Raw genomic sequence first — 24,474 nt, 5'->3', positions numbered from 1 at the left:
ATGATCCAGGATGATTTTTTGCTCAATGACGCCCAACAACAGGCTGTCGAAGCCACTGAAGGATATGTAAGAGCCATTGCCGGGGCCGGATCGGGAAAAACCAGAGCGCTGGCGATGCGTTTTGCCTGGCTGGTTGAAGCCATCGGCATTCTTCCTTCCAATATTCTGTGCATGACCTTTACCAACAAAGCCGCTGCCGAAATGCGCACCCGCATCACAAACCTGATCGGCGATGAAGATTCGGGAACGATCTGTACGTTCCATGGCCTTTGCAACACCATCCTCTTAGAAGAAAGCCATGCGATCAATTATCCAAAATCATTCATGGTGCTGGATAACACGGATATCGACGACATGCTCAAAGTCGTCTATGAAGAGCGAAACCTGACTTTGCGGGATATGACCTTTGCCAAAGCCAGGGACATGATTGAAATCAAAAAGATCAAAGAATATCCGCAATACACCGAAGATCTGATCCATATGACTTCCCAGGAACTCAACCGCAAATACGAACAGGCCAAAGAAGTCGATGACATCATCTTTTTTGGCTACATGGTCCAGCAGCGCAAAAATTTTGCGCTCGATTACAACGACCTGATCTTGCTGACCCTGAAGATCTTTCGCGAAAATGCGCAAATCCGCTCGAAGTGGCAGCAACGCTTTGAATACATCATGGTCGATGAGTTTCAGGACATTGACCCTTTGCAGTATGAACTGATGGAAACCCTCGCCAAAGGCCATAAAAACCTGTTTGTGGTCGGCGACCCCGACCAGACGATTTATACATGGCGCGGCGCCAATGTAAACTTCCTGCTGCATTTTGATGAACACTTTCCACCCTGCCAGACGATCCTGTTCAATGAAAACTACCGCTCCACCCCACAGATTCTCACTGCGGCCAATGCCCTGATCAGCCAGAACCACAACCGCATGAAAAAAGACCTGGTTCCCACCCGGATGGATGGCGCCCAGGTTCACGCCGGCCACTATGAAGACCCACACCTGGAAGCCGCAACCATTGCCGCCCAGATCCGCCATCTTCAAAAGAAAGGCTATGCCTATAAAGATATGGCGATCCTGTATCGCGCTCACTATATGAGCCGGCCTGTTGAAGATGCCTTTCTGGAAGCGGGGATTCCCTATGCGATTTACAGCGGGGTGCCGTTCTTTTCAAGAGCCGAGATCAAAGATGCCCTCTCCTGGTGCCGCATGCTCGTGTATCAGGATGATATCGACTTTCTGCGCACGATCAACCGGCCCCGCCGCAACATCGGCAAAAGCCGCATCGCCTTTTTAAAGGAATATGCCAGGGAGCACCAGATGTCCCTCTACCAGGCATTAAAAGCCAACCTGGAAACGGATCTGTTTCAAAAGACAGAAGCCGAACAATACGTTCAGCTCATTGAAGACTACCCCTGGAAAGAGCGATCGATTACCCGCATTCTCGATGATCTCCTTGATCTTTCGGGATATGAAAAAATGTTAAGACTCGAAGGCGGCCAGGAGCGACTCGATAACCTGGCCGAACTCAAACAGGCCGCCGGTGAATATGAAATGAGCTGGGGCGAAGATGTCAATCTCGAAGGCTGGCTCAACCACGCCGCCCTCTTTTCCAATGGCGATGCGCAAACCGAAACCGATAAAGTGCGGATGATGACCATTCACACCGCTAAAGGCCTGGAATTTGACTGCGTCTTTTTAATCGGACTCAACGAAGGCATGTTTCCCTCCAGACAGACAAGAAATCTCGAAGGCATGGAAGAAGAACGCCGCCTTTGTTTTGTCGCCCTGACAAGAGCCAAAAAAGAGCTCTATCTTTCCGAAGCACAGGGCCAGCTGCATTCTGGCAGCAACCGCTATCCAAGCCGCTTTGTTTTTGACATCGGCCTCGACAACGCCAAATGGGATCCACCCATTCCCAAAGATCTTCAACAGGCCGCCAGGCGCATGATCAACCTCAAAAAAAGCCTGCTGCCCCAAAACCAACAATCCGACGCTCTGGAAGCTGGAGATTTAGTCGAACATCCCGTCTTTGGGGTGGGCACCATCCTGGAAATCGATGCCGAAAAACAGGCGATTGTCGTACAGTTCGACAAACTCAACACCCGCAGAACCCTCTCGACCCGCGTCCGCCTGAAAAAACTCGACAAACCCGCCAGCCAAAAAACCGGCTGGCTCAACTGAGGACAGACTGACCAACGTCAGGATGGACGGAGCATCAGGACGATCGCAGCCTCAGGATGAACGCAACCACATGATGAACGATGGATAAGCCAGGCCAATCAGCCAAGCCAATGCGTTGATCCGCTAAAAAGAGATGCTGTTCAGCCAAGAGAATGAGTCGATGAGCCAGGAAGATCTGTTGATCTTCCCAAAAGATATGTTGATCAGCCAAGCCGATGAGCCAGGCCGACCAGCAGCCAACAAGCCCTGGCTGGTCCGAACTGTACTGGTCTTGCCGGTCAGAAGGTTTACAAAAGTCTATTGTCCTTTGTTGGTCTATCCTCACCAGTCAGAAGGAAATGGATGAGATTGCGGCCAACAGAAATGACTCCTGTTTTTGAACAACAGGAGTCCCCAATCGGCTCTATCTACCCAACAAATTCCCAAAATATTACAGAAATCAAACAAAAACAGCCGGAAACGGCTGTTTTGTTCTTTTTGGGCAATAATTCGCAAAAAACAGGCTAAAATCATTGTGGTATCGACTGCTCTTTCAGGGGATGATACCCCAACAAATCACAATGTCAGGCATCTGAAAGGACACTGAAAGAGACAATTGCTCTCTTTTATGAAATTCTTTATTTACGGCATGAAACCTTGTCATGTCAGATCATCAGGACTTTGTGTCTGCCTTTGTCAAATGGCAGGCCATAAGACTGAATCGATTGGATGCTTCAGGATTGATCCAGAAAAGAACAATCGATATCCAAAGGGGAACGTTTTACAAGCATTACAAAGCAGTACAAGCATTACCGGAAAGGGAAGATTGGGGAATCTGACCTTTTCGCAAAAAAGCAGGAACAAACCAATTCATAACAACAGATTGATTGAATCGACTGCTCGTTTTTTTGGCAGGAAACATGGAACCGGAAATTCCATGGGACTTTGCGAAAAGAATGCAGGGAAAAGAAATCAACAAAGACAGACCAAAGAGAAAACGATCTGATGCAAAAAGGACAGCTGAAAACTGAAAAGCGATGAGTGGGAATTGCGTTTCTTCTTTCAAGGGGAAAGAAAAGACGTGATATAGGGGCCCGCTGATCAAAGATACAGTGCGCTTGTCCATCAACGATCAGACATCTGTTTGAAAAGAGGTAAGGGGCTTTGAAGACAGATGGAGGAAATCTTGCAGATCTGATTTCGATTTCAGCCCGATGCACTTTAGGATGCATTTATTTTTGAAAAACGACAGTCACCAACATCCGCCTGAACAGCCAGGAAGATCTGAATGTCTCGGGACCGCAAACAAGACGAAATGGCAGCCCGAAACAACAGCCCCAAGCTGCAGGCGAAGCTTTAAAAGATGTTTGAAAAGAAATTTTAAAATGTGAAAAGCTCAATACGCTCGAAAACACCTGGATTTGAAAAAGGATGCACCAACAAAAAAATCGAGTCCAAAAAGCGAATTTCATCGTTCATGCAAACTAACTGACCAACCGATTTTTAACCGCCGTATGAAAGAAGAAAATTCGAATCAGGCCGAACCGTTTTCCAATCCCGAGATGAAAGCACTTAGAATTGAGCAAAGAATTATTTTTGAAATCAGAAGAAGTATTGCTTTACAATACGAATCTGAACATTTAAGGAAGAATACAAAAAGGACGCCATATCGAAAATATTCTGAGAAAACGAAAACACTCCGATAAAACGGAGAGATTCCGATAAAAATCAGATATGGAATCCTGTTTATATATGTAGAGGGGATCACAATGAGCGAAGAAAAGGAACCAGCCGTAAATCTTTCAGAGATCCGCCCCGATCCAGCGGACTCTGATCAAAAACCATCCGACTTGGCAAGTCAAAGGGGAACGCCCGAGTTGGAAGCGGACAATCAAGGGGAAAACATCATTACGGACATCGAACTGCTTCGCAGTATGGATGACATCAGTGAAACAGGCGTCGAGATCGAAGCTTCAGCAAGCGATCTGATCTCCCTGTTTGAAAAAATGGATTCCGAACCACCCCGAAAAAGTGCAGGAACGCAAAATCAGCCAGGAACACAATTCACAAGCAACGCCGGCTCGAAAAAAGGAAACATCCGCAAAGCCGCCCCGCACCCTGGCCGAAAACCAGCCACCACACCAGTCATGCCACAGACGGACCAGCCTGAGCCAGGGTCGATGAATACACCCGCAGGCCGCCACCATAATTCCACCGGCGCAAATTCATCCACCGTCTCACAACCATCGACTGAACCGATTGAACAAAAACCACATCATTCATTATTGGATTCAAAGACTACCCAGACGGATCCTCATCATCCGCCCGAAACCACACCATCCGTTTTTCAAAACCAGAAAACGGACTCCAACCAGGCAGATCCGTCAAACTCGGCAAACCTGTCACAAGCCAGTGCTTCTGATTTGGAAACGAAATCCAAAGCCATTGGCGGCGACATTTCGTATCTTTCCAAAGAAGACCAGCAGTTTTATGAATCCATCATGGTCGACCAGGCTCCGCCTGGTGCAAGACTCAAAGAAAAAACACAGGCCGATCTGCCTGAACCACCGGCAGGCTTTTCACCGGATGCCATCCTCAATGAAATCCTGCTCGAAACCGAAGAAGAAAAAAAGCAACGACTCGCCAAAGAAAAAGCCAGCCGGCTGGGTGGATCTTTTTCCGCCCATAAGCTGGGCCGCAAAGACCGCCGCAAGAAAAGCCGCAACCGGAAAAAGAAACAATCCACAAGCCAGAATTTCGCAAATCCGGCCGTTTCAGCCGATCCAATGCCAAATTCACCCTCAACGAACTTCAACCCATTGGCAGCTGAAAATCAGGCTCCACAGGCTGAAAACAGATCCAATTCATTGATGGCCTCAACCACGCCGCCGCGCCGGCATTTTGTCAAAGTCAAAGTCGACGATTACGCAACGAAAGCCGAAGACCATGAAATGAAAACCGTACTGGATCTGCTTTCTGATGGAAACAATGGAGGCAGTGTAGTCAACGGAGTCAGTGGAGCCGACGAAGGCAATGGAAGCAATCCAGCCAACCAAGGCAATGGAGCCAGTGGAGTCCATGAGACCAGTCCTCTCCATGAAAACAGTAGGGAAGGGGAACCTGCGCCAAACCAGGACGCCGCCGGTTTGGCCTTGGCGGCTCTGTCCAGCAAAACGCAGGAACCAGACGTGCTGAAGGAACCGGACCTGCCCAAGAGAGCAGACCAGCCAGAAAACCCTTCTCCTGTGCAAACCGATGGCACCAGTGCGCCCCGACGCTTTCGCAAACAGCGCGAGGGCGACAGCCGGGCATCAAACGAAACAGACCCACTGGAAGAAAGGGAAATTAATCTGGCTGATTTTGGAAACCTGGTGCAATCAGAAAATACAGCTGCCAACCATGGCGACCAGGCCAGCATCGCCTATGTGCCAGATCAGCCAGCAGGCAGCCTGGATAACACAACCCTGAGGCCCGCAGACTCTGCCCACGCAAACGATCCACGCCCAAACAAGAACCGCCGCAAAAACCGAAAAGGCAAGAGCGGTAAAAACGGCGAGAAGGACAAGAACAGCAGGCAGGACAGGAACGGTAAGAGCAGCGAGAACCAGCCGGGTCTTCTTTCTGGAACATCCACTCCAAACAACGACCCGACGGCTTTTCAAGATGCGTCTTCAATCGACCAGACCGAGTCCGCATCCTGGCCTGATTCAAATCCAGATCACAAGGCAGACAAGATGGATGGAGGCCCAGTCATAAATGCTGGCTCTGGCTCTGATTCTGACTTGTCTGCTTCAAACACCCCCGGGGAAGAAGAGAATGCTTTCGAAAACCAGAATCAGTCCAAAGACTTCCCGGCGAAGTTTGGAAACCTGGGCCGCCGGATTTTTGAAGAAGAGTCAATTGAAGAAATCCAGAAGAAAAAAGAAGAACGCAAAGCACTGCCCTTCAACGACCGACTGAAGCTGTTCTTGAAAAACACCCTCAGACGACCAGGCACCTATGGCCTGCTCATTGCATTTGGAGCCATCGTCTATACCCTGATTCGAATGTCGCAGCTCAGCCTGCTCAAACTCTCCATGGTTGGACTATTTGTCGGCCTTGGCGCTGCGGGACTGTTGCTGGCAGGTTTCTGGTTCTTTCTGACCCGCCACAAACTCTGGCATTTACCTGCCTTTTTGCTTTGTGCAGCCATGGTCGCCGGATCTGTCTCCGTGGATAACCGGGTGCAGGCCATCTCGGATTCGCTGCGTGAAATGAGTGAACCAGCCGATACATACGTCCAGAATATTGGCCTCTATGTGCCATCCATCATTCCGGTTTCCGATTTGAATTCTTTGAACGGGGAAACCTTTGGCATCATGAAAGGCCGTGATGAAACCGGCGTCAACACCTTGCTTGTCTCTCTGGCCGATAAAGGCATCTATGTCAAACTGAAGTTTTATAACAATCTTCAGCAACTCTATAAAGCTGTCCGCGGCCAGGCCGTGCGCGCCGTGATTCTGGATCAGGGCGATCTGCGCCTGATTCAGACTATGGCTGGCGACCAGACCTCCAACCAGCTCTCGCTGGTCTATTCCATGCCCGTGGATACAGGTGTCTCTGTGCCGGTATCGGCCAAGAACCTGGAACAGGATCCATTCACCATCCTGGTGACCGGATCGAGTGATTCGATTGATGAACCCTCCTATCGTTCCAACCTGAATGTTCTGGTGACCGTCAATCCGACGACGCACCAGGTTTTGACGACCGTCCTGCCGCGAAGCCTGTATATCTATAATGATTGCCAGGAAGCTTTAGCCTGCCAGCCCGCCGACGTGCCGGACCGCCTGTCGTTTGTCAGCTACCACTCAACCGAAGCCCTGCGCGAAACGGTCGAACATCTGATTGAATCGCCAGTCGATTTTGTCGTGCGCCTGAATACCGATAAGATCTTGCAGCTGTTTGATGTCGGCCAGACCATCCGCTTCAACCCCTATGGGGAATACACCGACCTCAACCTCAATGACGGCAACGTCATGACCGGACCGCAGATCAAACAGTTCCTTGGCGTTCTCAACGATCTTTCCGATGAAGATCTCAACCAGGAACTCAACCAGCTCCATGTGCTCTACACCCTCTGCCGGTCGACCAGCCTGTTTGACTCTTCAACCTTTGGAGAAACGATGAAAGTTCTCGACGAATCCGTCTGGACCAGCTTCACCTATGACCAGCTGTGCGAACTGGCCAAAATGTTCTTCCTGTTTCCTGAACAGATGAACGAATCCTGGCAGCTCGTCACGGGAACAAGCTCCATTCTGTATTCACCAACCCTGACCGAAGCGACCTACATGACCCAGCCCGATCCCGATGTCCTTCAAAACGCCCGCAAAGCCATCCAGGATGTTTTAAATGGCCAGACGCCAGTTGCAAGCGGCCTGCCAACAAGAGAAGCGCTGACCGGCATTCCAGCCAGACCAGCAGGAGATTCGGTCCCCTTTAACTTCATCAACCCATCCGAAACCCCATCCGCTGCCACACAGCCGGATTCTCAATCGGATTCCTCCGCAAGCCAGAGTGATTCTGCTGCCTCGAATCCAGATCCACAGCCAACCGACACCGCAGCTACAACATCAGCTGCCCAAAATAACACCGTGCCAACTGTTGATCCCGCTACAGACCCGCTGGTGGACGATCCTGACTTGGATCTCTATCCCGATCCGGATCTAGATCCCGATGCCCTCAACGATCCAGCAGCCGACCCATATGGCGCAGATGATTCCGATCTTTACGAGTAGGCAGAAGATCGAAGATAGAAGACCGAGATCGAGAATAAGAAGGTCGAAGAAAAAAGATCGAGACTCAAGACCGAAAATCAAGATCGAAGATGAAGATCGAGACTAAGAAGATCGCAGACAAAAAGGTCGAAGGAAGAAGATCAAGATCGAAAGATAGAAGATCGGAAGATCAAGAAGAGCAGAGGACAGGTCAAAGCAAACCAGCTTTGCCACAGCGCCTGTTTCAATCGCTCCAGGCAAAACACAAAGACACAGGTTCAGAAAATCGGAACCGCCAGACAAGACAATCCCTCTGAACCCATAAACCAGTATTGAAACCAGCATTCAAAATGAAACAAGCCAGGATGTGAGTCCTGGCTTGTTGGCGTTTATGGGGAAAAGTTGTAGATTGAAACCGGAAAGCGGGTGTGCAGGCACCAACCGCCTGAAATCCATCTCGATCCATTCAGCCAACATTTGGCCATTCATCCACCACATAGCCAAAATACGTTGAACCTGAAAACATTGGACAATCATAATAGAGACCCCTATCACATCCGCTTTCTGCTTGGTTTCTGATTGTGCTGCAAGCCACAAAAAAAGACAGGCAATCCAACGACAGGCAATGGCGATAAGCAGTTCTATTGTTGAACAACCATATCGATGATCAGTCGTATTGATAAGCAGCCCTATCAAGGATCAGCCGTATCGATAATCCATATTCAAACCCAGCAAAGATGCCTCCTCAAAAAGCCTGCAATCAAATTTCGAGAATCGGCCAGAATCGGTCAGAAACAGCTGACTTTTCCTGCCCGAAACCAACAGCTGACTCCCGTAAACGAATCCTGCCAAACCAACAGACAGACCTTCACAGCTCGAAATGGACTTTGAAACAAAACAACGAAACGAAACAAAGAAACGTAATAAGGAAACGAATCAAGAAAAGAGGAACCCTCAATGTTAAAAACAAAAGACTTATATTCCTTTGAACACTCCCTGGCCGGAGAATACCTGAAACAATATGAATACCCCTGGCAGGCTTTAAAAGGAATCGGAGACCTGATCAAACAGCTCTCAAGAGATCTTGGAGACGACTACAAAGAACTCACACCCGGCGTCTTTGTCCATGAAACAGCCAAAATCTTTCCAAGCGCCTATCTGAATGCGCCATGCATCATCGGACCAAACACCGAAGTCAGACAGTGTGCCTTCATCCGCGGCAACGCCCTGGTCGGTGCCGATTGCGTTGTCGGCAACTCCACTGAATTAAAGAACGTTATTCTCTTTGATCACGTTCAGGTTCCTCACTACAACTATGTCGGCGACAGCATTCTTGGCTACTACTCCCACATGGGCGCCGGATCCATCACCTCCAACGTCAAAAGCGACAAAACCTTAGTCGTTGTCAAAGACAAAGACGAAGAAATCGAAACCGGACTCAAGAAAATGGGTGCTATGCTGGGCGACCACGTCGAAGTTGGCTGCAACTCCGTGCTCAACCCCGGAACGATCATCGGCAAAGGAACAACCATCTATCCACTCTCCTGCGTCCGTCATGTCATTGGCGAAGGCATGATCTTCAAAGACAAAGACCATATCGAAAAACGGAAATAGGTAGCCAGAAGCAAGAAGAAAGACCAGAAGCATCGGAAGGGAAGCAATGGAAGAAAAGAAACAGAAGAAGCTGAAGAGAAGAAACAGAAGCAATTAGAAGAATCAAAAGCAACAAAAGAATAGAAGCAATAGAAGATAAAAACGGAAGGGAGGAAATAGAAAAGAAGAATAGAAGCAACAGAAGCAGAGAAGAAGAAACAAACAAAAAGAACAGAACACAAAACATATCGGATCAAAGAAAAAGGGCAGGGAAAACCCAGAAACAAAAACCAGAAAAGAAAAATCCGCCCCAAAGACCAGAAACGGACTCCACTATCTCTGGATCCAGCTTCAATCCGCTGTCTGTCCGACACGTGTTCTTACCAAGAGAAAACGAATTGATCCGATCAAGAACTGCCGCCAACAATCATTCGACCAATCATCCACCCAATCATCTGCCACCTCATGGAGAGTCGATGCAAAAAACGGCTGCGAGTCCTCTCAGCACCAAGAAATCAAGGCGGATTGACCCCAGTACTTACCGATATCACTTGTATCACTTGGCCTGTATACCTGGCCTGATGAATAGGAATACTCAAACCATTGAAGGCCCATTCCTGAAAGTGAACATGTAGCATGGAACCAGAAAAAGGGAAGAGTGCAAACAGCCTTCAGGAGGATTTCAGATCCGAAATGGAGAAAAATGCATGGATTTTGCGATGAAAGCGACCGATTTCAAAACATCTGGGCATACGTTATTTTATACAGAACCAGAAAAGTTCGCATATTTTGCCAAAAATCTGTAAAGATCCCTATATCTTGCCCCACAGAAGAGAAAAACGGACCGATATACGAGGATTGGAAAGAAAAAGATCGGACCTTAAGAAAATGTTAATGATTTTATATGGAAAATCACCGAAAATGAAAAGGCTTTTATCTATTTTGAGGGATGAACACCATATTGGAAGAAGATTCTTACACAATCGGCAGTTTCAGAAACAATGTTGAAAATTCAATTTATCCAAATCGAGATGAATCCAAAATCAGCGAAAGATAAAGAGAAAATCCAAAAGAGTCAATCAATAGGATTTCGGTCAATCTTCTTGAAAGACATGCCAATCTCCCAATAAATTCTTAAAAAGAACGAAAGAACGACGGTGTTTTTATTGCTTTTTAGCAATGGGTATCGTAAACTGACCATGCTGATACCGAGAAACCAGACACCGACTGATCATTCTGGGGCCCACATCAGGCGGCAAAGCTGATTTGAGTGACTGGATCTGATGATCTAAATCCTTTGAACCAGCGGCGGTATCAGGATATTAAAGACAGGCTTCGTTAACAGCTGCCCATAACTGTTGTTAACCCACTCCAAGTCCTATCTGCAAAGGCTTCTGCTTCTCTCAAATAATGTAGGTTTCAGATCATGAAAATTGTTTTTCGAACAAGCAAACAGTTTTCAGAACCTGATTTCCTGGACATGATATTTACCAGTTGTGCGATTCGATATTTATTACAACGTAGTCAAACGCATACTTACCAATACTCATCGAACGGGTTCACTCCAAAGCCCGGCTGAAATTGTAAGGGAAAAGCAATCGTGAAACCGTTGACAGATCGATAAGGAAACTTTAATATTTTTTCTGGAAATGTTTAATTTCTGCTTGAAATTCGCATTCTATCTTAGATAGAATTAGCGCATAAGGTCTTCACCGAGCAGAAATTCTAATGAGCTTCTACTCGTGAAGACCTCGCTCTTCAATCATGAAGAGACAAGGAAAGAAGGAACAATATGAACAAAAAGATTTTTGCCGCTCTTGCTTCCGCAACAATGGCTCTGAGCGCAACAGGATCTCTGGCTGTGTTCGCTGAAGACTTTGTTGAAGAAACAAATAACACAGTGACTGGTACTATTACTCCATCTGCCGAAACAGTTGCTTTTACAAAAGAGAATTTTGGCGATTTAGTGGATAATGCTGATCTCAAAACTACTTTAGGTGTTACTAATATTGGTGATTCCGTAAAGAAAGCCGATTTTGAAAAAGTTACTACTATCACTTTAACGAATGAAGCGAACATCAAAGGCTTAAACTTATTTACGAACCTTAAAACTTTCAGTTCCACAAGTTCAAAACTCACTGTAGTAAACTTGTCAGAAAATACAAATCTTGAAACTCTTGAGATTACGAATGCTGAAAACTTACTGACTGTGGAACTCCCCGCTACCTCTCTTTTGAATAAAGTGAAAATCGCTGGTACAGCAACTAACCGCGCTCCATTAAGTTTGTTAGACCTTTCTAAAAACAAGGGGCTGACTGACGTTAGAATTAACTATACTCAGATTGGTATGCTGGATCTCTCTGATAACAAACACTTAGAATTTGTAAATTTAAAAGATAACTTCATCAACTCAGTTGATTTGGATGGTGACTATGATCTGCAGCAGGTTAGCTTAGATAATAACTATCTGTATGGTTTGGAATTACCAAATTCTTCTACTTTGTACGCTTTGGGTCTGGCTAATAATATGGTACAGTCTTTAGACGTTACCAATCTTCCAGGACTTACGTCATTGGTTGCTACCAATAACGAAATTCGTTCCATCGATCTGTCTAAGAACAAAGCGTTAGTATATTTGGAAATTGCAAATAACCATATTGGTGCTCTTGACCTTTCTGCTAACACGAAACTTGAAGATATTAAAGTTAGCCCACAGATGGACTATATTGCTGAAGATTACGACTCCGTTAACTTAGCAGATAACTTTGATAATTTCAAAGCAAAAAAATATACATTTGGTGGTGGTGATGCTACACCGGATGCAGATGTAGATGGTGTGGTTAATGAGATTACGGGTAATTTCTATTACACATACGCTACGGGAAAAGGCGATCCAATGGAAGTAGCCATTGTTAGAGCAAACCCAATGAATCGTTTGTATAATCCTAATTCTGGTGAGCACTTCTATACAAAAGATCTTAACGAAAAAGACGTCTTAGTGGATCTTGGTTGGCATGATGAAGGCATTGGATGGGTAGCTCCTGCTAATGTTACCAATGTACCTGTATTTAGACTTTACAACCCTAACGCTGGTGATCATCATTATACTACGAGCTCTGTAGAAAGAGATTCTTTAGTAAATGTTGGTTGGAAATATGAAGGTATCGGATGGTACTCTTATACTGGCGGCACCACATACACTTATGCTACTGGAGACGGTAATACAGCAACTATTGATAGTGTTGCAGTTCTTCGTCAGTATAACCCAAACGCAAGAGCTGCTGGGGCTCATAACTATACTGTAAATCGTGCTGAAAATGACTTCCTTGTATCAGTAGGATGGTTGTTCGAAGGCCGTGCTTGGGATGCAATGAAGTAAAAATTTAGATACTCTAAAATTTTATGAGGTTTTGATACCAAAATGCTTTAAAATAGCTTGAGGTTTCAAAGCCTCATTTTTTGGTCTTCCACATTTGCTGGTGGTTTACGGTTGTGTGGGGAATGTGGGTGGATGTGGTCGGACCACATTTTAATCGTAGAGCGACGATCTAATGTAAGAAAACATCATTGATTTGAAATAAGGAGAATGATGGATATTGTCCTTCATCGTTTTTGAAAACTAAGATGCATTTTCAGCCAGATCCTCTCATAAATTTTTCCTCCGCTTAAACCCTTGACAGTGGGACCCCTGCCCCCTGGCCCCCTAAAAAGCGTCCCGGTCGGTTGAAAAATATCTCCCGATCGGGACGCTGGCAGTCTACCAGGGGGCAGTCCACTGTAAAGGGCCGCTTCGAAAAAATTTAATCGCTCCGTAAGTCAATGGGATACCGATTCTCCATAATGGTTGAAACCTCAATGGAAATTGGTCCCCTTTAGGCGACTGCAAATAGTTTGTGGAGGGGTACCTCCAAGAAAGTGTGGGAAACCACAATTTAGTTTGGAGGAGTAGACCAACCACCCACAATCTTGGATATTCTTTATTAAGGAGATATAAAAAACAGGCGCGATTCAAGCCTAAATTCATAGTTGAATCGCGCCATTTTTTCTTTGGCTACAAATCCCTGAAAAGTTCAGGTTATTCGATACTTCTTCTGCTGGCAGTTTACTGTTTCACTTTTAGACCGTTCCAGGCAAGTCCTTCACCATTCCACCCGAGAGAAATCAGATGGTCATATTCAGCTTTATTTGTGGTGTAATGATGGTTTCCAGTTTTAGCATTCGGGTTGTAAAGGCGATAGACTTCAACAATATTTTTGCCGGTATCGTTGGCGTACATACTGATTCCCTCATCTTTCCAGCCAAGTCCAACCAGAACATCTTTTTCATGGACATCTTTTGTATAGTGATGATCCCCGGAGTTCGGATTGTAAACACGATAAACGGGTTCACTTGACTGTTTCATAGAAATCCATTCGACTTTTTCGTTGTTCCATCCTGCTGCCGTCAGGTGATCTCTTTCAGCCGCACTGGTCGTATAGAAGTGTTCTCCAGTATTTGGATTGTACAAACGATAGTTTTCGGAATGCTTTGTTGTATCAAATTTTGGAGCAGTATCAGTAGGTTTTGCTGGGGTGGATGGTGTATTTGGGTTTGAAGGCTTAGATGGTGTAATTCCTCCGCCCTCCGAGAACTGTATAACATATTCGTAACTATTATTAACAAGTTGTCTTCCCAGACTGAAAAGTTTCTTTTCACTGTCATAGGTGAAGCCGCCATGCAAATTATTGCCATTCAGGCTATATAACGGACCACCAGCAGCTGCTTCATCAGCAGTTTTACCAGGGTTGTAATACTGCCATTTAAATTTGTTTAAAGTCACTTTTTTGTTTATTATTCCTTCAAGTGCATCTGTAATCAGTTTTGTCTGGATGTTTCCAGTAAGACTGACAACTTCAGGCACTCCTGATTCAGGCATCTCTGTAAATGAACATCTATCACAATCAATTTTTACATTTTGGAAATCCAAATTATATGGCTTATTTGTTGTTTCTGATTTCGAATAAACCTTCAGTTTTGGAAGACTGGAAATCTTTGGCCCTGCAAAGATTTCCTTCTCTCGAGGGATATATTGCGCTTGCGAGGTAAATTCCCACGTTTCTTTTTCCTCATCAAATTGAAATGGAAAAGATACTATATTTCCATAGTCTATAGATGCGGAAATATAGTTATAGGGAATATAGTTATCATCGATTTGAGCCTGGATTTGAATATTCAATGAGGCTACTCGAACATCTGTTGATTTTCCATCAATTACCTCAAAGGTGAAGCTGTCTCCCACAAGCTGAGAATCCGTCGTTCTAGGTTCTTCTCCATAATTAAAATAGGTTATAGAATATTTGATACCCAAATCACTCAAAATTTCCTTTACTTTATCATGGCTTGCATTTGTAGGATCGAAACTAAGCAGTGATTCTGGAAGCTTATTCGGCGTTCCAGACGGATCCGAATCATCATTTCCGGTGGATGATTTCACCTCTCCATTCTCTGAATTTGTTTGATTGGAAGTAACATCTTCAAATTCTTCTGCCAGAATCAGGCTGGCTCCATTCGTGAGAGTCAGCATTGCTGCCAGAGCAGCACCCAATACTTGTCTTTTTTTCATTTTTGTATTTGCTACAGTCTGAAGTTACTATAGCTTTCTCCTTTCTTTTCATCACTGTCAACTTGCTCTTATGACCGGCTGGGTATTAATCCCCAATAATGGCTATTGATCCTCTTCACGTAGCGCAGAAGTGACGATTACTTTTTGGGATTTAATTTCTTTGCAGTTTCTTATCTAACTTTTTCCATGATCTTAATGAGGATGAATTAGTTTCGATTCCAGATTTAAGCAAGGTAAATCCCTGGCTCAAAACAGAATTAAGATTCGATCCTGAAAGCAGTGAGTTGATTCATCGAATATCATGGATAAATGGTTTCATTATAAATTTATCTTTATCTAGCTTTTACCTCCTGTTTGCAGACAAATACAACCAGTTTGATCAGTTTGATATGGAATACTTTCTAAACTATATTTCTATGCCCTGCAAGGTACCGAAAGATACTCTTCAAATTTCAAACCGAATACTATTTACAGTTACATTATAATCACATACTAATATTCAATTACCATTGGGTACCAAAATGACCATATGATGTACCCAATGGCTGATTTTAAATTTAAACATTCGGAAATAACCTTAAAAATGAATCCGGCTTCTGCTGATCGTGCGAGAGTAGAAGCCGCGGAGCTGCCGGATTTGAGAATCCAGATCAGTGAATCCGAAATACAGTCCGAACTTTGAAAGAAAGCGTGGTCGCCTCTCCTCCCTATGATTCTTCTGGACGAAAGCCCAGAAAGTAATCGCCAGAGATCGACGCCCTACTCGACAAGATTCTTGACGATGAAGAAACAAAATCAAAGGAGTTGACTTCCAAAAAGCAGCAGCTCAGCTGCCGACAAATTCATGATCTGATTCGCAAAGAAGGTTATGAAATCGGTCTGACAACCATTACGGCTAAAGTGAAAGAAAAACGAAATAAGCACAAGGAATGCTTTATTGCTCAAAGCTATGAATATGGGCAGCGATTTGAATATGACTTTGGTGAAGCCGAACTGTTCATTGGCGGCATTAATCTGAGTTTTGCAGGAATATATAATGCATTAGTTGCAATATCGCTAATATTTCCTTATCTATAAGGAAAACAACATTTTTCTTAAACAATACGCCTGAAGTTATCTATTATAAATATAATAGATAACTAAGCTTTACTAATGTATATTTTTATGTCGGAATTTTATATAAAGCTCGTAAAACCCGAATAATTCATGGCTTTTTTCACAAAACCATTTTTCGTGATTTGTCTTCAAAACGCAAACAAATCTTTCTCGATTCGGTTATCCACATTGTTTCCGGTGGAGGGGGGTACTTGATTTTTTCAAAAATGACGGGCAAAAACTGGTCGAAATCGCATATAACAACCTTTTGTCCACGACAAAAAGACAGTCCGAAGGCTGTCAAATTTAAAATTTTACTTTATTTAAAATAGATTCAACACAAATGAGCGGCTATCCATCCGATTGTCCTGGACTTTTGCAGATATCGGGTGAATCTGTCGGCATGACGAAATGAACTGGCAATCTTCAAGTGAAAACTTCGCGCATGAAAGCTCAGCCTTGAAGCAACTTTCTGATACTTTTTCCGGAATGATCCACATGTCATATTCTGATCAGCACCTTCCATCACCCGAAACTGGAAAAAGTGAAAAAGGTTATAGGCAAGGCATTTCAGAAGAAATTCAAAGGCATTGGCTTCAAATGAGCGATGCGAAAGCGTATTTGCCATGAAGTCACTTTTCAACTCCTTGGTGTAGTTTTCGCTGTTGCCTCTCTGACAATAGAAGTCGATGACCTGTTTTACGGTCATGTCTTCGATATTGGTGATTACCGCAAAAACATGAGGGACCAGCAGAAGCTGAGCCTGCCCTTTCTCATCCTCTTCTTCGGTGAAATAGAGCTTAAAACAGACCCTTCTGCTTTTTGAAGAGTTGGACATCTGATAGCGGATTTCTCCATAAAAAGGCTTAGCTGAAGTATAAGTGCTGTCTTCTTCGTGATCGGAACTGTCGTAGTAGGCATCCTGACATAAGCTTTCAAGTCTGTCTGTTCCTTTGGCTCTGATGGCATAACGAACTGGATTGAAACGGCCTTCAAACAGATCCATCAGGCCGCCCGAGTAAAAAGCAGCGTCTCCACGGAACATGATAATCCGTATTCTGCCAGCTCCAGTACAGTCAGGCAGTCGTTTGAGGACTTCGGCCATGATCGATTCAGCTTCGTCGGCAGAATAAGTGGATCCAGGACGCAGCCATGCCCCAACAAGGGTTTTCGAGTTGTATTCGTTAATGACAAATGGATGATATCCAGTCTGACTGTAGTGATGGATCCATGCAGCCCCTTCCTGCTTTCCATAGGTATCGGTTTTTGTCGAATCGGCATCGAGAAGAATATCGTCCTGGTTAGAACTGATAAACTGACAGGCCTGATTCATAAAAATCTGCCAGAAAGCATTATTCGTATCTTCACAGACACGGCTGAAAAAACGGCTGACAGAGCTTTGGGAAGAAATCCCCTGAAAGTACTGACAAAGAATTGGATCTTTGGCAAGAACCTCCTGATCAGCCTGAGACGAATAACCAAGGAGATACTTGAAAACCTGCTGGCTCATCAAAGAGAAGTTGGAATTTTTCTGATGGCAGGATTGCCTTTCGTCCGAAAAAGGAAGGTCTGCATAAGGCTGAAGAAGTGAATTAGAATTGATGAAATCGAGAGGGAGAATTGCACCGGTATCGGAAGAAAGATCCCCTCCATTAAATGAAATGTTGCATTCAGGAATAAAACCGGCCATACTGTTGTTCAGGGTGTGTGTCATTGTTCAAAATCCTTTCTTTTTGGTGTGTGACTCAATGTCATTTAGCTTAGTTTTTGATAGTTAGTATTGTCCACCATCCGTGCACAGATGGTGGATTTTATATTTTCTGGTTTAACGAAAATTAGCTTTGACAACAACTCTATAATTGTCTAATTTAATCCTTATCATGTTGAAAACATAACTTTATAAGGAGGAAAATATGGCAACTAAAGTTACTTCGCCGTCCGTGATTTATCAAAGATTCATGAAATTCCTTGAGGAATTTGCCCACAAACAGGAGAAGATTCTTGCTTCTCAAACAGGAGCTTTCTCACGAAGTCATTATCGATCATCAAAAATAAACTTGTTCCATTTCCTGAATACATCCATTATCGGGAATGGATCAACACTCTCCGATTTATCCATGCACTATTTCGGCATGGGCAGTGTAAGACCATCTGCTTCGGCACTTGTTCAGACAAAAGCCAAGACTCCAGTCAGCGTATTTTCAGCACTGCACAAAGCCACATTGGCACTTTGTTACATGGATAAAAAATATAAAGGGCTAAGGGTAATAGCCTTTGATGGAACCAATGAACCTGTTGCGCCAAATGAAGATGAACCTGACTACATCATTTGTATTTGTTAACTTAAAAGTGGCCAATTTCTTCCGAATATCGGTTGAAAAGTTGCCACTATTTTTATTACTCCAATTCTGATAATTTATCTCAGAATTGGAGGCCCCAGAAGGTGATTAATTACATGGATTATCAAACACTCATCAACCTGAAGCTCAAAGGTTTATCGAATCAAAAAGTCGCAGATGCAATTGGAGTTTCAAGAGAAACAGTCAGAAAGCGATGGAAAAAATATTGTGAAGAGCACGAGAAACTCGTTGAAGGCGGGTTATCAGCTGAGGAACTCGAGAATACGAAAGAAAAAGTTATCGCTCCGCCATCTTATGGTTCTTCTCACCGGCAGCCAAGAAAGTACACCCCTGAAATTGACGTGCTGCTTGATAAAATTCTTGCCGATGAAGAAACAAAGTCGATGGAACTGACAACCAGAAAGCAACAGCTGACCTGCAGACAGATCCATGATCTGGTTTGTAAAGAAGGCTACGATATTGGTCTGACAACCATTACGGCTCACGTGAAGAAAAAACGGGATAAGAATAAGGAATGCTTCATTGCTCAGAGCTATGAATACGGACAGCGGTTTGAATATGACTTCGGGGAAGCTGAACTGTTCATTGGCGGTGTTAAGCAGAAAGTGCAGATGGCAGTCATTGCCTGCCCCGCCTCGGGGTATCGCTGGGCAAGACTTTATACCAATCAGAAAATGGAAGTCTTTCTGGATTCACAGGCCCGCTTCTTCACAGAAATGGGCGGCTGCTTTTCAGAAGGCGTATATGACAATATGCGAAACGTTGTCAGTCAGTTTTCCTGGAAGGAAAAGGTAGTTAACGAAGAGCTGATGAAGCTTTCAAGATATTACGGATTTCATGTCAATCTCACAAACGCAAGAAAAGGAAACGAGAAAGGAACCGTGGAACGCTCCGTTAACGTAGTCCGCAACCGAGCATTTGCCATACGTTATAAATTCGATTCATTTGACCAGGCCCAGGAATACCTGCAGGAAGTTCTTGACGATATGAATGCCAGATCAAAGATCGAAGAAGAAAAGAAAGCTCTGAAATCTATTCCACAGGCCCCCTATGAAACCGCCATTATCACATCCGCAAAAGTAAACAAGTACAGTTTTATCCGTGTTGACAATAACTCTTACTCGGTTCCGGAAGCACTGGTCGAAAAAACAGTGAAGGTCAAAAAGTATCCTGAACATATCCTTGTGCTTTATAAGACGCAGATTGTCGCAGACCATCCTCGTCTAAGCGGTAAAAATAAAACGTGCCTCGATATTCGTCACTATCTCGGCACGCTCAATAAAAAGCCTGGCGCTTTAAGAAATTCCACAGTCTTAAAACAACAGCCAGTACTTGAAGAATTCTTCAAGAAGTATTTTACAGAAAAGCCGAAGGAATTCATAGAATTTATCCGTCAGCACAAGAATGTTCCATTCGGGGAGCTTGAAGAGCTGTATCGGCAGGAAGTGCTGCTGATCGGTAAATCTTCAGAGATTTCAAAACAGACAGGCTCTGAAATCTGTGCAGTGAGCAGTCTGTTCATAGGAGGAGATTAAACTATGGGGATTGTCGAAAAAGCCAGATATCTTCACTTATCTTACATAAGGGAGAACTATCAGGAGCATATTCGGGAGGCAGCCATGAAGGAACAGAGCTATGAAGAATTTCTGGACGGGCTGCTCGAAGGAGAGTGCGCTCAGAGAAAACAGAATGGAATACTGAAACGGATGAAGCAGGCCCGTTTTCCTTACCAGATGATTCTGGATGATTTTAAACGGGACCACCTGAAACAGGAAGTGAAGCAGATTATCAGAGAACTCGAAACACTGGAATTCATTGCCGAAAAGAAGAACATCATCCTGATCGGCAACCCAGGAACCGGAAAGACAGCTTTGTCTATTGCTCTTGGATCAAAGGCCGTCGAAACAGGCTCCAGCGTGCTCTTTGTCAGTGTTCCCAATCTTCTGATTGAACTGAAGGAAGCAATGAGCGCCAATCAGATTACATCCTACAAAAAGAAATTTGAAAGCTATGATCTGGTAATCCTGGATGAGCTTGGATATTGCACATTCGATGTTCAGGCCGGAGAAGTTCTTTTCAACCTTCTTTCCTGTCGTAATGAACACAAATCAATGATCATCACATCAAATCTTGCACTTGACCAGTGGAATGAGATTTTTCGTGACCAGCTGCTTACAGGCGCCATTATAGATCGTCTGACCAATCTCTCGTATCTGGTCAATATGACGGGAAGCAGCTATCGAATCCAGCAGACAAAAGACTGGATGCAAAGTCGAAAAGCGGAACTGGGCACAGCGTCCCAGATATAAAGAAGTCAAAGGAAAACAGAACATGAATACAGAGAATTTAAAGAAACTGATCAGAGCACTCACCCAGGCAGATCTGACGATTAAAGATGCTCAGAGACTTATGAAGACATGCTACGAAGAAGTGCCGGAAATCGAGAAGAAAATGGCGGCTGAGCTTCAGAAGCCGGTCTCTGAGCGTCAGGCTGTTGTTTCATCAGATGATAAGGACAGACAACCCTATACGTTATTGGGCTACGATACGTATAACCAGCTGGCTTTCATTGAAAGACAGAATGACAGACACCACTGCTCATATCATGTGTGTGATGCGATAGAGATTGAACGGTTTATCAGCAGAGAATATGGATTTGCCCAATAACCAGCAGATCCAGAAAAGCTGCTTAACAGGTCAGACAACCTTCCCGGAATTACGATAAGCGATTGGGCGATATCCTTATTCCTCCGGAGGCGCCTTCAGCGGGACCAACTTGTGCAGTTGGATCGCACCAGCGTGGCACGCTGGACCGCAGCTCGCTCCGGGGAAAAGTGGGGGTGTGAACTTTTCCCCATCGCACGCTCGACGACCATCGTCGCACAGCCGTTCCGGAGATGCAAGGGGCGCTCCGCAAGCTCCGCTTAAACCCTTGCATCTCCGGCCCGCCCGTGCACTCAGGTCAATCATCGAGCGAAGCGACGGTGAAAAGTTATTCCGCACCGCCATATGTCCTGTAGTAGGTTCTGTCCACGAGCGGGCAGAGCCCTTACGTGGACGCCAGGGGGACAGTCTGGTTCGGAAAGAGGATGTCCTCTTCCTGCCAATCTAAGGTGAACAGCCTACACCAATTCAATTGTTTCAGTGCAGTTGTTCTCATCAACAGCTGCCAACTTTTTAAACGAAATTATTGCAACTTTTCAGTTGACATCTACATCATTTATGCCAAGAACAAGGAAACCATCATCCGGGCCGGTATTCACATTAACGCTGCCTATGACGTACTTAATGACAAATATCTAGCCATCGTCACTCAAGACCAGAGGTCCAAAGACGAACGGGCCGCTGCTATGAAAATGGTCAAGGAGATTCACGAAGCTTATCCTGGCGAGACATTTCTCTTTGTCATGGACAGAGGGTATTTTTCTTATCCATTGTGTAAGCTTATTGAATCCTTAGGGCACAAATACCTCATACGTATGAAAGAACGAGAGTATAGCTGCCTGACTTATACACAGCTTGACCATACAGAAGACCAGCAGATCAGCCGCATTCTTACCCACCACCAAAGAAAAGAGGAAAAAGAAAACCCCCAGATGAAATACCTGGTCAAAAAATCAATGAGACAGATTGATCCAGAATCTGAATTTATTGATTTTGACTGCAGGGTGGTAGCTATCGAGATTGGCGACAACGTCTGGGAAGGACTGATTACCAATCTGGATGAAGCAGAATTTCCTCCGGAGGCTCTTGGATTTATTTACCACCTAAGGTGGCGAATCGAGCAGAGTTTCTCCTGGCTTAAATATGGAATAGGAATGAAACGTATCCACTCGATAAAAGCAGAATACATCATTCAGGAGATTTATTCATCCCTTATCTTCTACAATCTGGTTTCCGAGATCAAAAAGTGTGTTCTTGAATCATCTCAATCAGATAATAAAGAAGAGAAGCAGACAACTTATGAATACCAAATCAATACAACTAAGGCGATACGGGCTATCAGGAACACGTTTACTCCGAAATGGACGAAAAAACGAACAATCTGTCAAATTACAAAAGCGGAGTTTCAAGCTCTGACCGAGGAGCTGCTAAGAGAAAAACTGCCCGTTCGGCCGGAAAGGAGCTTCAAGCGAAATCTCCATCCCAATCGTTTGATATGGTTCACCTATCGATAAGTGCATTATATGCGCATCTTATTGATACAAACCACCCATACAATTCTTAAAAACGGCTCTTATCGAAGGGTTGTTTTTAGTGCACCTATTTTGATGAATACAGCCAAATCAATCAGTATATTTTGTGCTTGGTTGGTGCATATGGATATAATCAGCAGCAAATTCTATTCCTATCATCCACTTTGTCTTTGATTTTTATACAAAGTTTGAGGTCATATTTTTCTAGCTAAATGACATTGGTGTGTGACTAATATTGTATAGGAATGATGAACGATTTACACTCACCTGTTTGGTGAAAAGCAAAATGGCCGGAAACACGTTCTTTAAAGGTGTTTCCGGCCATTTGTCGGTTTTGATGAATTGTTCAGGTAAAACAGTTAGTTCTTTTATATTCTAAAACCATGCAAAACTCAGAGCATTAAGATGAAAGCCCAGATGGCAGTGATTGCCTGTCCGGCATCTGGTTATCGCTAGGCAAGGCTGTATCACAATCAAAAAATGGAAATCTTTCTGGACTCTCGGGTCCGTTTCTTTGAAGAAATGAAGGGAGGGTTTTCAGAAGGGGTATATGACAATATGAGAAACGCTATCAGCCATTTTTCCTGGAATGAAAAGACAGTGAACGAGGAGCTTATGAAGCTTTCAAGATACTATGGATTTCATGTCAACCTCACCAATGCCAGAAAAGGAAACGAGAAAGGAAGCGTGGAAAGATCAGTCAACGTGGTGCGCAACAGATCGTTCGCCCTGCGTTACAAGTTCGATACGTTTGAGCAGGCCCAGGAATAATTGCAGGAGGTTCTTGACGAGATGAACGCCAATTCAAAGATTGAAGAGGAGAAGGAAGTTCTCAAGCCAATTCCGGAAGTACCTTATGAAGCAGCTGTGATCACAACCGCAAAAGTCAATAAATACAGCTTTATCCGAGTCGACAATAACTCTTATTCTGTTCCAAAAGAACTGGTTGGTAAAACTGTTAAAGTCAAAAAGGATCCCGAGCATATCCTGGCACTTTACGACAAGGAGATTGTTGCGGATCATCCCCGCCTGAACGGTAAAAATAAAACGTGCCTCGATATTCGACATTATCTCGGCACGCTCAATAAAAAGCCTGGCGCCCTGAGAAATTCAACCGTCTTAAAACAGGAGCCAGTACTTGAAGAATTCTTCAAGAAATATTTTACAGAAAAGCCCAAGGAATTCATAGAATTTATCCGGAAGAATAAGGATGTCCCATTCGAGGAAAAGCAATGAGACGTTTTTGTTAACGGGCGTTTCCAGCTCTATGATTTCACCCCCCCCCCCCCCCCCCGATTCCAGCAGGTTGTTTCAGGGGTCTTTAACGGAATCGCAAAAAAGTGGATTGCCAAATACGGATCTCTATTGAATGACTGTTTGACTGTATAGATGGCAAACAATATTGGCCTTGCGCGTACTTTGCCATGAGTAAGACGAATTTCTTACAACAAGCAATCCATTGTCATCCATTATCACTCTTGGTACTGTGCTTGTTTATGCACTCATTCCTTTAAGAACCTTCAGAAGTCAATTCTGTTGTTGATGCAGGAGAAAAATGCCTTTAGAAAAAGAGTCCAGGTAAAAGTCATCTTGGTGGGTGCTTGTTCATAAGACGATCTTCAGTTGTTCAATTGCTGCCACATCAATCCGGAATATTCGATTGTTGGCAGCCAGAAGATGAAGGCTCAATTCTCGGATCAGAAAATACAAAT

Annotated in this window: 14 protein-coding genes; 12 read left to right on the top strand and 2 right to left on the bottom strand. The window is 44.4% G+C overall.

Annotated elements, in window-relative coordinates; genetic code table 11:
• From U4956_RS03475 to U4956_RS03460, 4 genes are all read left to right on the top strand, one after another.
• On the top strand, nucleotides 1-2,184 hold the full coding sequence (locus U4956_RS03475; RefSeq protein ID WP_323089057.1) for an ATP-dependent helicase: 2,184 nt from the start codon (nucleotides 1-3) through the stop codon (nucleotides 2,182-2,184).
• Between the two features lie 1,748 nt (nucleotides 2,185-3,932).
• Nucleotides 3,933-7,937, top strand: a complete 4,005-nt coding sequence (locus U4956_RS03470) for a hypothetical protein (protein ID WP_323089056.1) — start codon at nucleotides 3,933-3,935, stop codon at nucleotides 7,935-7,937.
• Between the two features lie 936 nt (nucleotides 7,938-8,873).
• Nucleotides 8,874-9,530: a UDP-N-acetylglucosamine pyrophosphorylase gene (locus U4956_RS03465; RefSeq protein WP_323089055.1), complete on the top strand. Its 657-nt coding sequence runs from the start codon at nucleotides 8,874-8,876 to the stop codon at nucleotides 9,528-9,530.
• Nucleotides 9,531-11,301: 1,771 nt separating this feature from the next.
• Nucleotides 11,302-12,888, top strand: coding sequence for a hypothetical protein (locus U4956_RS03460; RefSeq protein WP_323089054.1), 1,587 nt, complete (start codon nucleotides 11,302-11,304; stop codon nucleotides 12,886-12,888).
• Between the two features lie 723 nt (nucleotides 12,889-13,611).
• Here the strand turns inward: U4956_RS03460 and U4956_RS03455 are convergent.
• Nucleotides 13,612-15,111, bottom strand: coding sequence for a hypothetical protein (locus U4956_RS03455; protein ID WP_323089053.1), 1,500 nt, complete (start codon nucleotides 15,109-15,111; stop codon nucleotides 13,612-13,614).
• A gap of 804 nt (nucleotides 15,112-15,915) precedes the next feature.
• Here U4956_RS03455 and U4956_RS03450 point away from each other — a divergent pair.
• Nucleotides 15,916-16,188, top strand: a complete 273-nt coding sequence (locus tag U4956_RS03450; RefSeq protein ID WP_323089052.1) for a hypothetical protein — start codon at nucleotides 15,916-15,918, stop codon at nucleotides 16,186-16,188.
• Between the two features lie 352 nt (nucleotides 16,189-16,540).
• On the opposite strand, the gene U4956_RS03445 is transcribed toward U4956_RS03450, so the two are convergent.
• Nucleotides 16,541-17,920, bottom strand: a complete 1,380-nt coding sequence (locus U4956_RS03445; protein ID WP_323089051.1) for an IS1380 family transposase — start codon at nucleotides 17,918-17,920, stop codon at nucleotides 16,541-16,543.
• A gap of 199 nt (nucleotides 17,921-18,119) precedes the next feature.
• Between U4956_RS03445 and U4956_RS03440 the strand changes: the two genes are divergently transcribed.
• From U4956_RS03440 to U4956_RS03410, 7 genes are all read left to right on the top strand, one after another.
• Nucleotides 18,120-18,548, top strand: a complete 429-nt coding sequence (locus tag U4956_RS03440; RefSeq protein ID WP_323089050.1) for a hypothetical protein — start codon at nucleotides 18,120-18,122, stop codon at nucleotides 18,546-18,548.
• A gap of 113 nt (nucleotides 18,549-18,661) precedes the next feature.
• Nucleotides 18,662-20,101 (top strand): IS21 family transposase, encoded by a 1,440-nt coding sequence (istA, locus tag U4956_RS03435; protein ID WP_323089049.1) that lies wholly within the window; start codon nucleotides 18,662-18,664, stop codon nucleotides 20,099-20,101.
• Nucleotides 20,102-20,104: 3 nt separating this feature from the next.
• On the top strand, nucleotides 20,105-20,875 hold the full coding sequence (gene istB, locus U4956_RS03430) for an IS21-like element helper ATPase IstB (RefSeq protein WP_323089048.1): 771 nt from the start codon (nucleotides 20,105-20,107) through the stop codon (nucleotides 20,873-20,875).
• A 22-nt stretch (nucleotides 20,876-20,897) separates the two neighbouring features.
• On the top strand, nucleotides 20,898-21,233 hold the full coding sequence (locus tag U4956_RS03425; RefSeq protein ID WP_323089047.1) for a hypothetical protein: 336 nt from the start codon (nucleotides 20,898-20,900) through the stop codon (nucleotides 21,231-21,233).
• Nucleotides 21,234-21,655: 422 nt separating this feature from the next.
• Nucleotides 21,656-22,744 carry an IS4 family transposase gene (locus U4956_RS03420; protein ID WP_323089046.1) on the top strand — a complete coding sequence of 363 codons (1,089 nt, stop codon included), beginning with the start codon at nucleotides 21,656-21,658 and terminating at the stop codon, nucleotides 22,742-22,744.
• A 633-nt stretch (nucleotides 22,745-23,377) separates the two neighbouring features.
• The gene (locus U4956_RS03415) at nucleotides 23,378-23,533 is read left to right on the top strand and encodes a hypothetical protein (protein ID WP_323089044.1); all 156 of its coding nucleotides are present in this window, start codon (nucleotides 23,378-23,380) and stop codon (nucleotides 23,531-23,533) included.
• 21 nt (nucleotides 23,534-23,554) lie between these two features.
• Nucleotides 23,555-23,998 carry a Mu transposase domain-containing protein gene (locus U4956_RS03410; protein WP_323089043.1) on the top strand — a complete coding sequence of 148 codons (444 nt, stop codon included), beginning with the start codon at nucleotides 23,555-23,557 and terminating at the stop codon, nucleotides 23,996-23,998.
• Nucleotides 23,999-24,474 lie beyond the last annotated feature (476 nt).

The organism is Allobaculum sp. JKK-2023 (assembly GCF_034745455.1).
GTDB lineage: Bacteria > Bacillota_I > Bacilli_A > Erysipelotrichales > Erysipelotrichaceae > Allobaculum.
The sequence above is the reverse complement of the archived record's forward strand: the minus strand, read 5'-3'. Positions and strand labels throughout refer to the sequence as shown.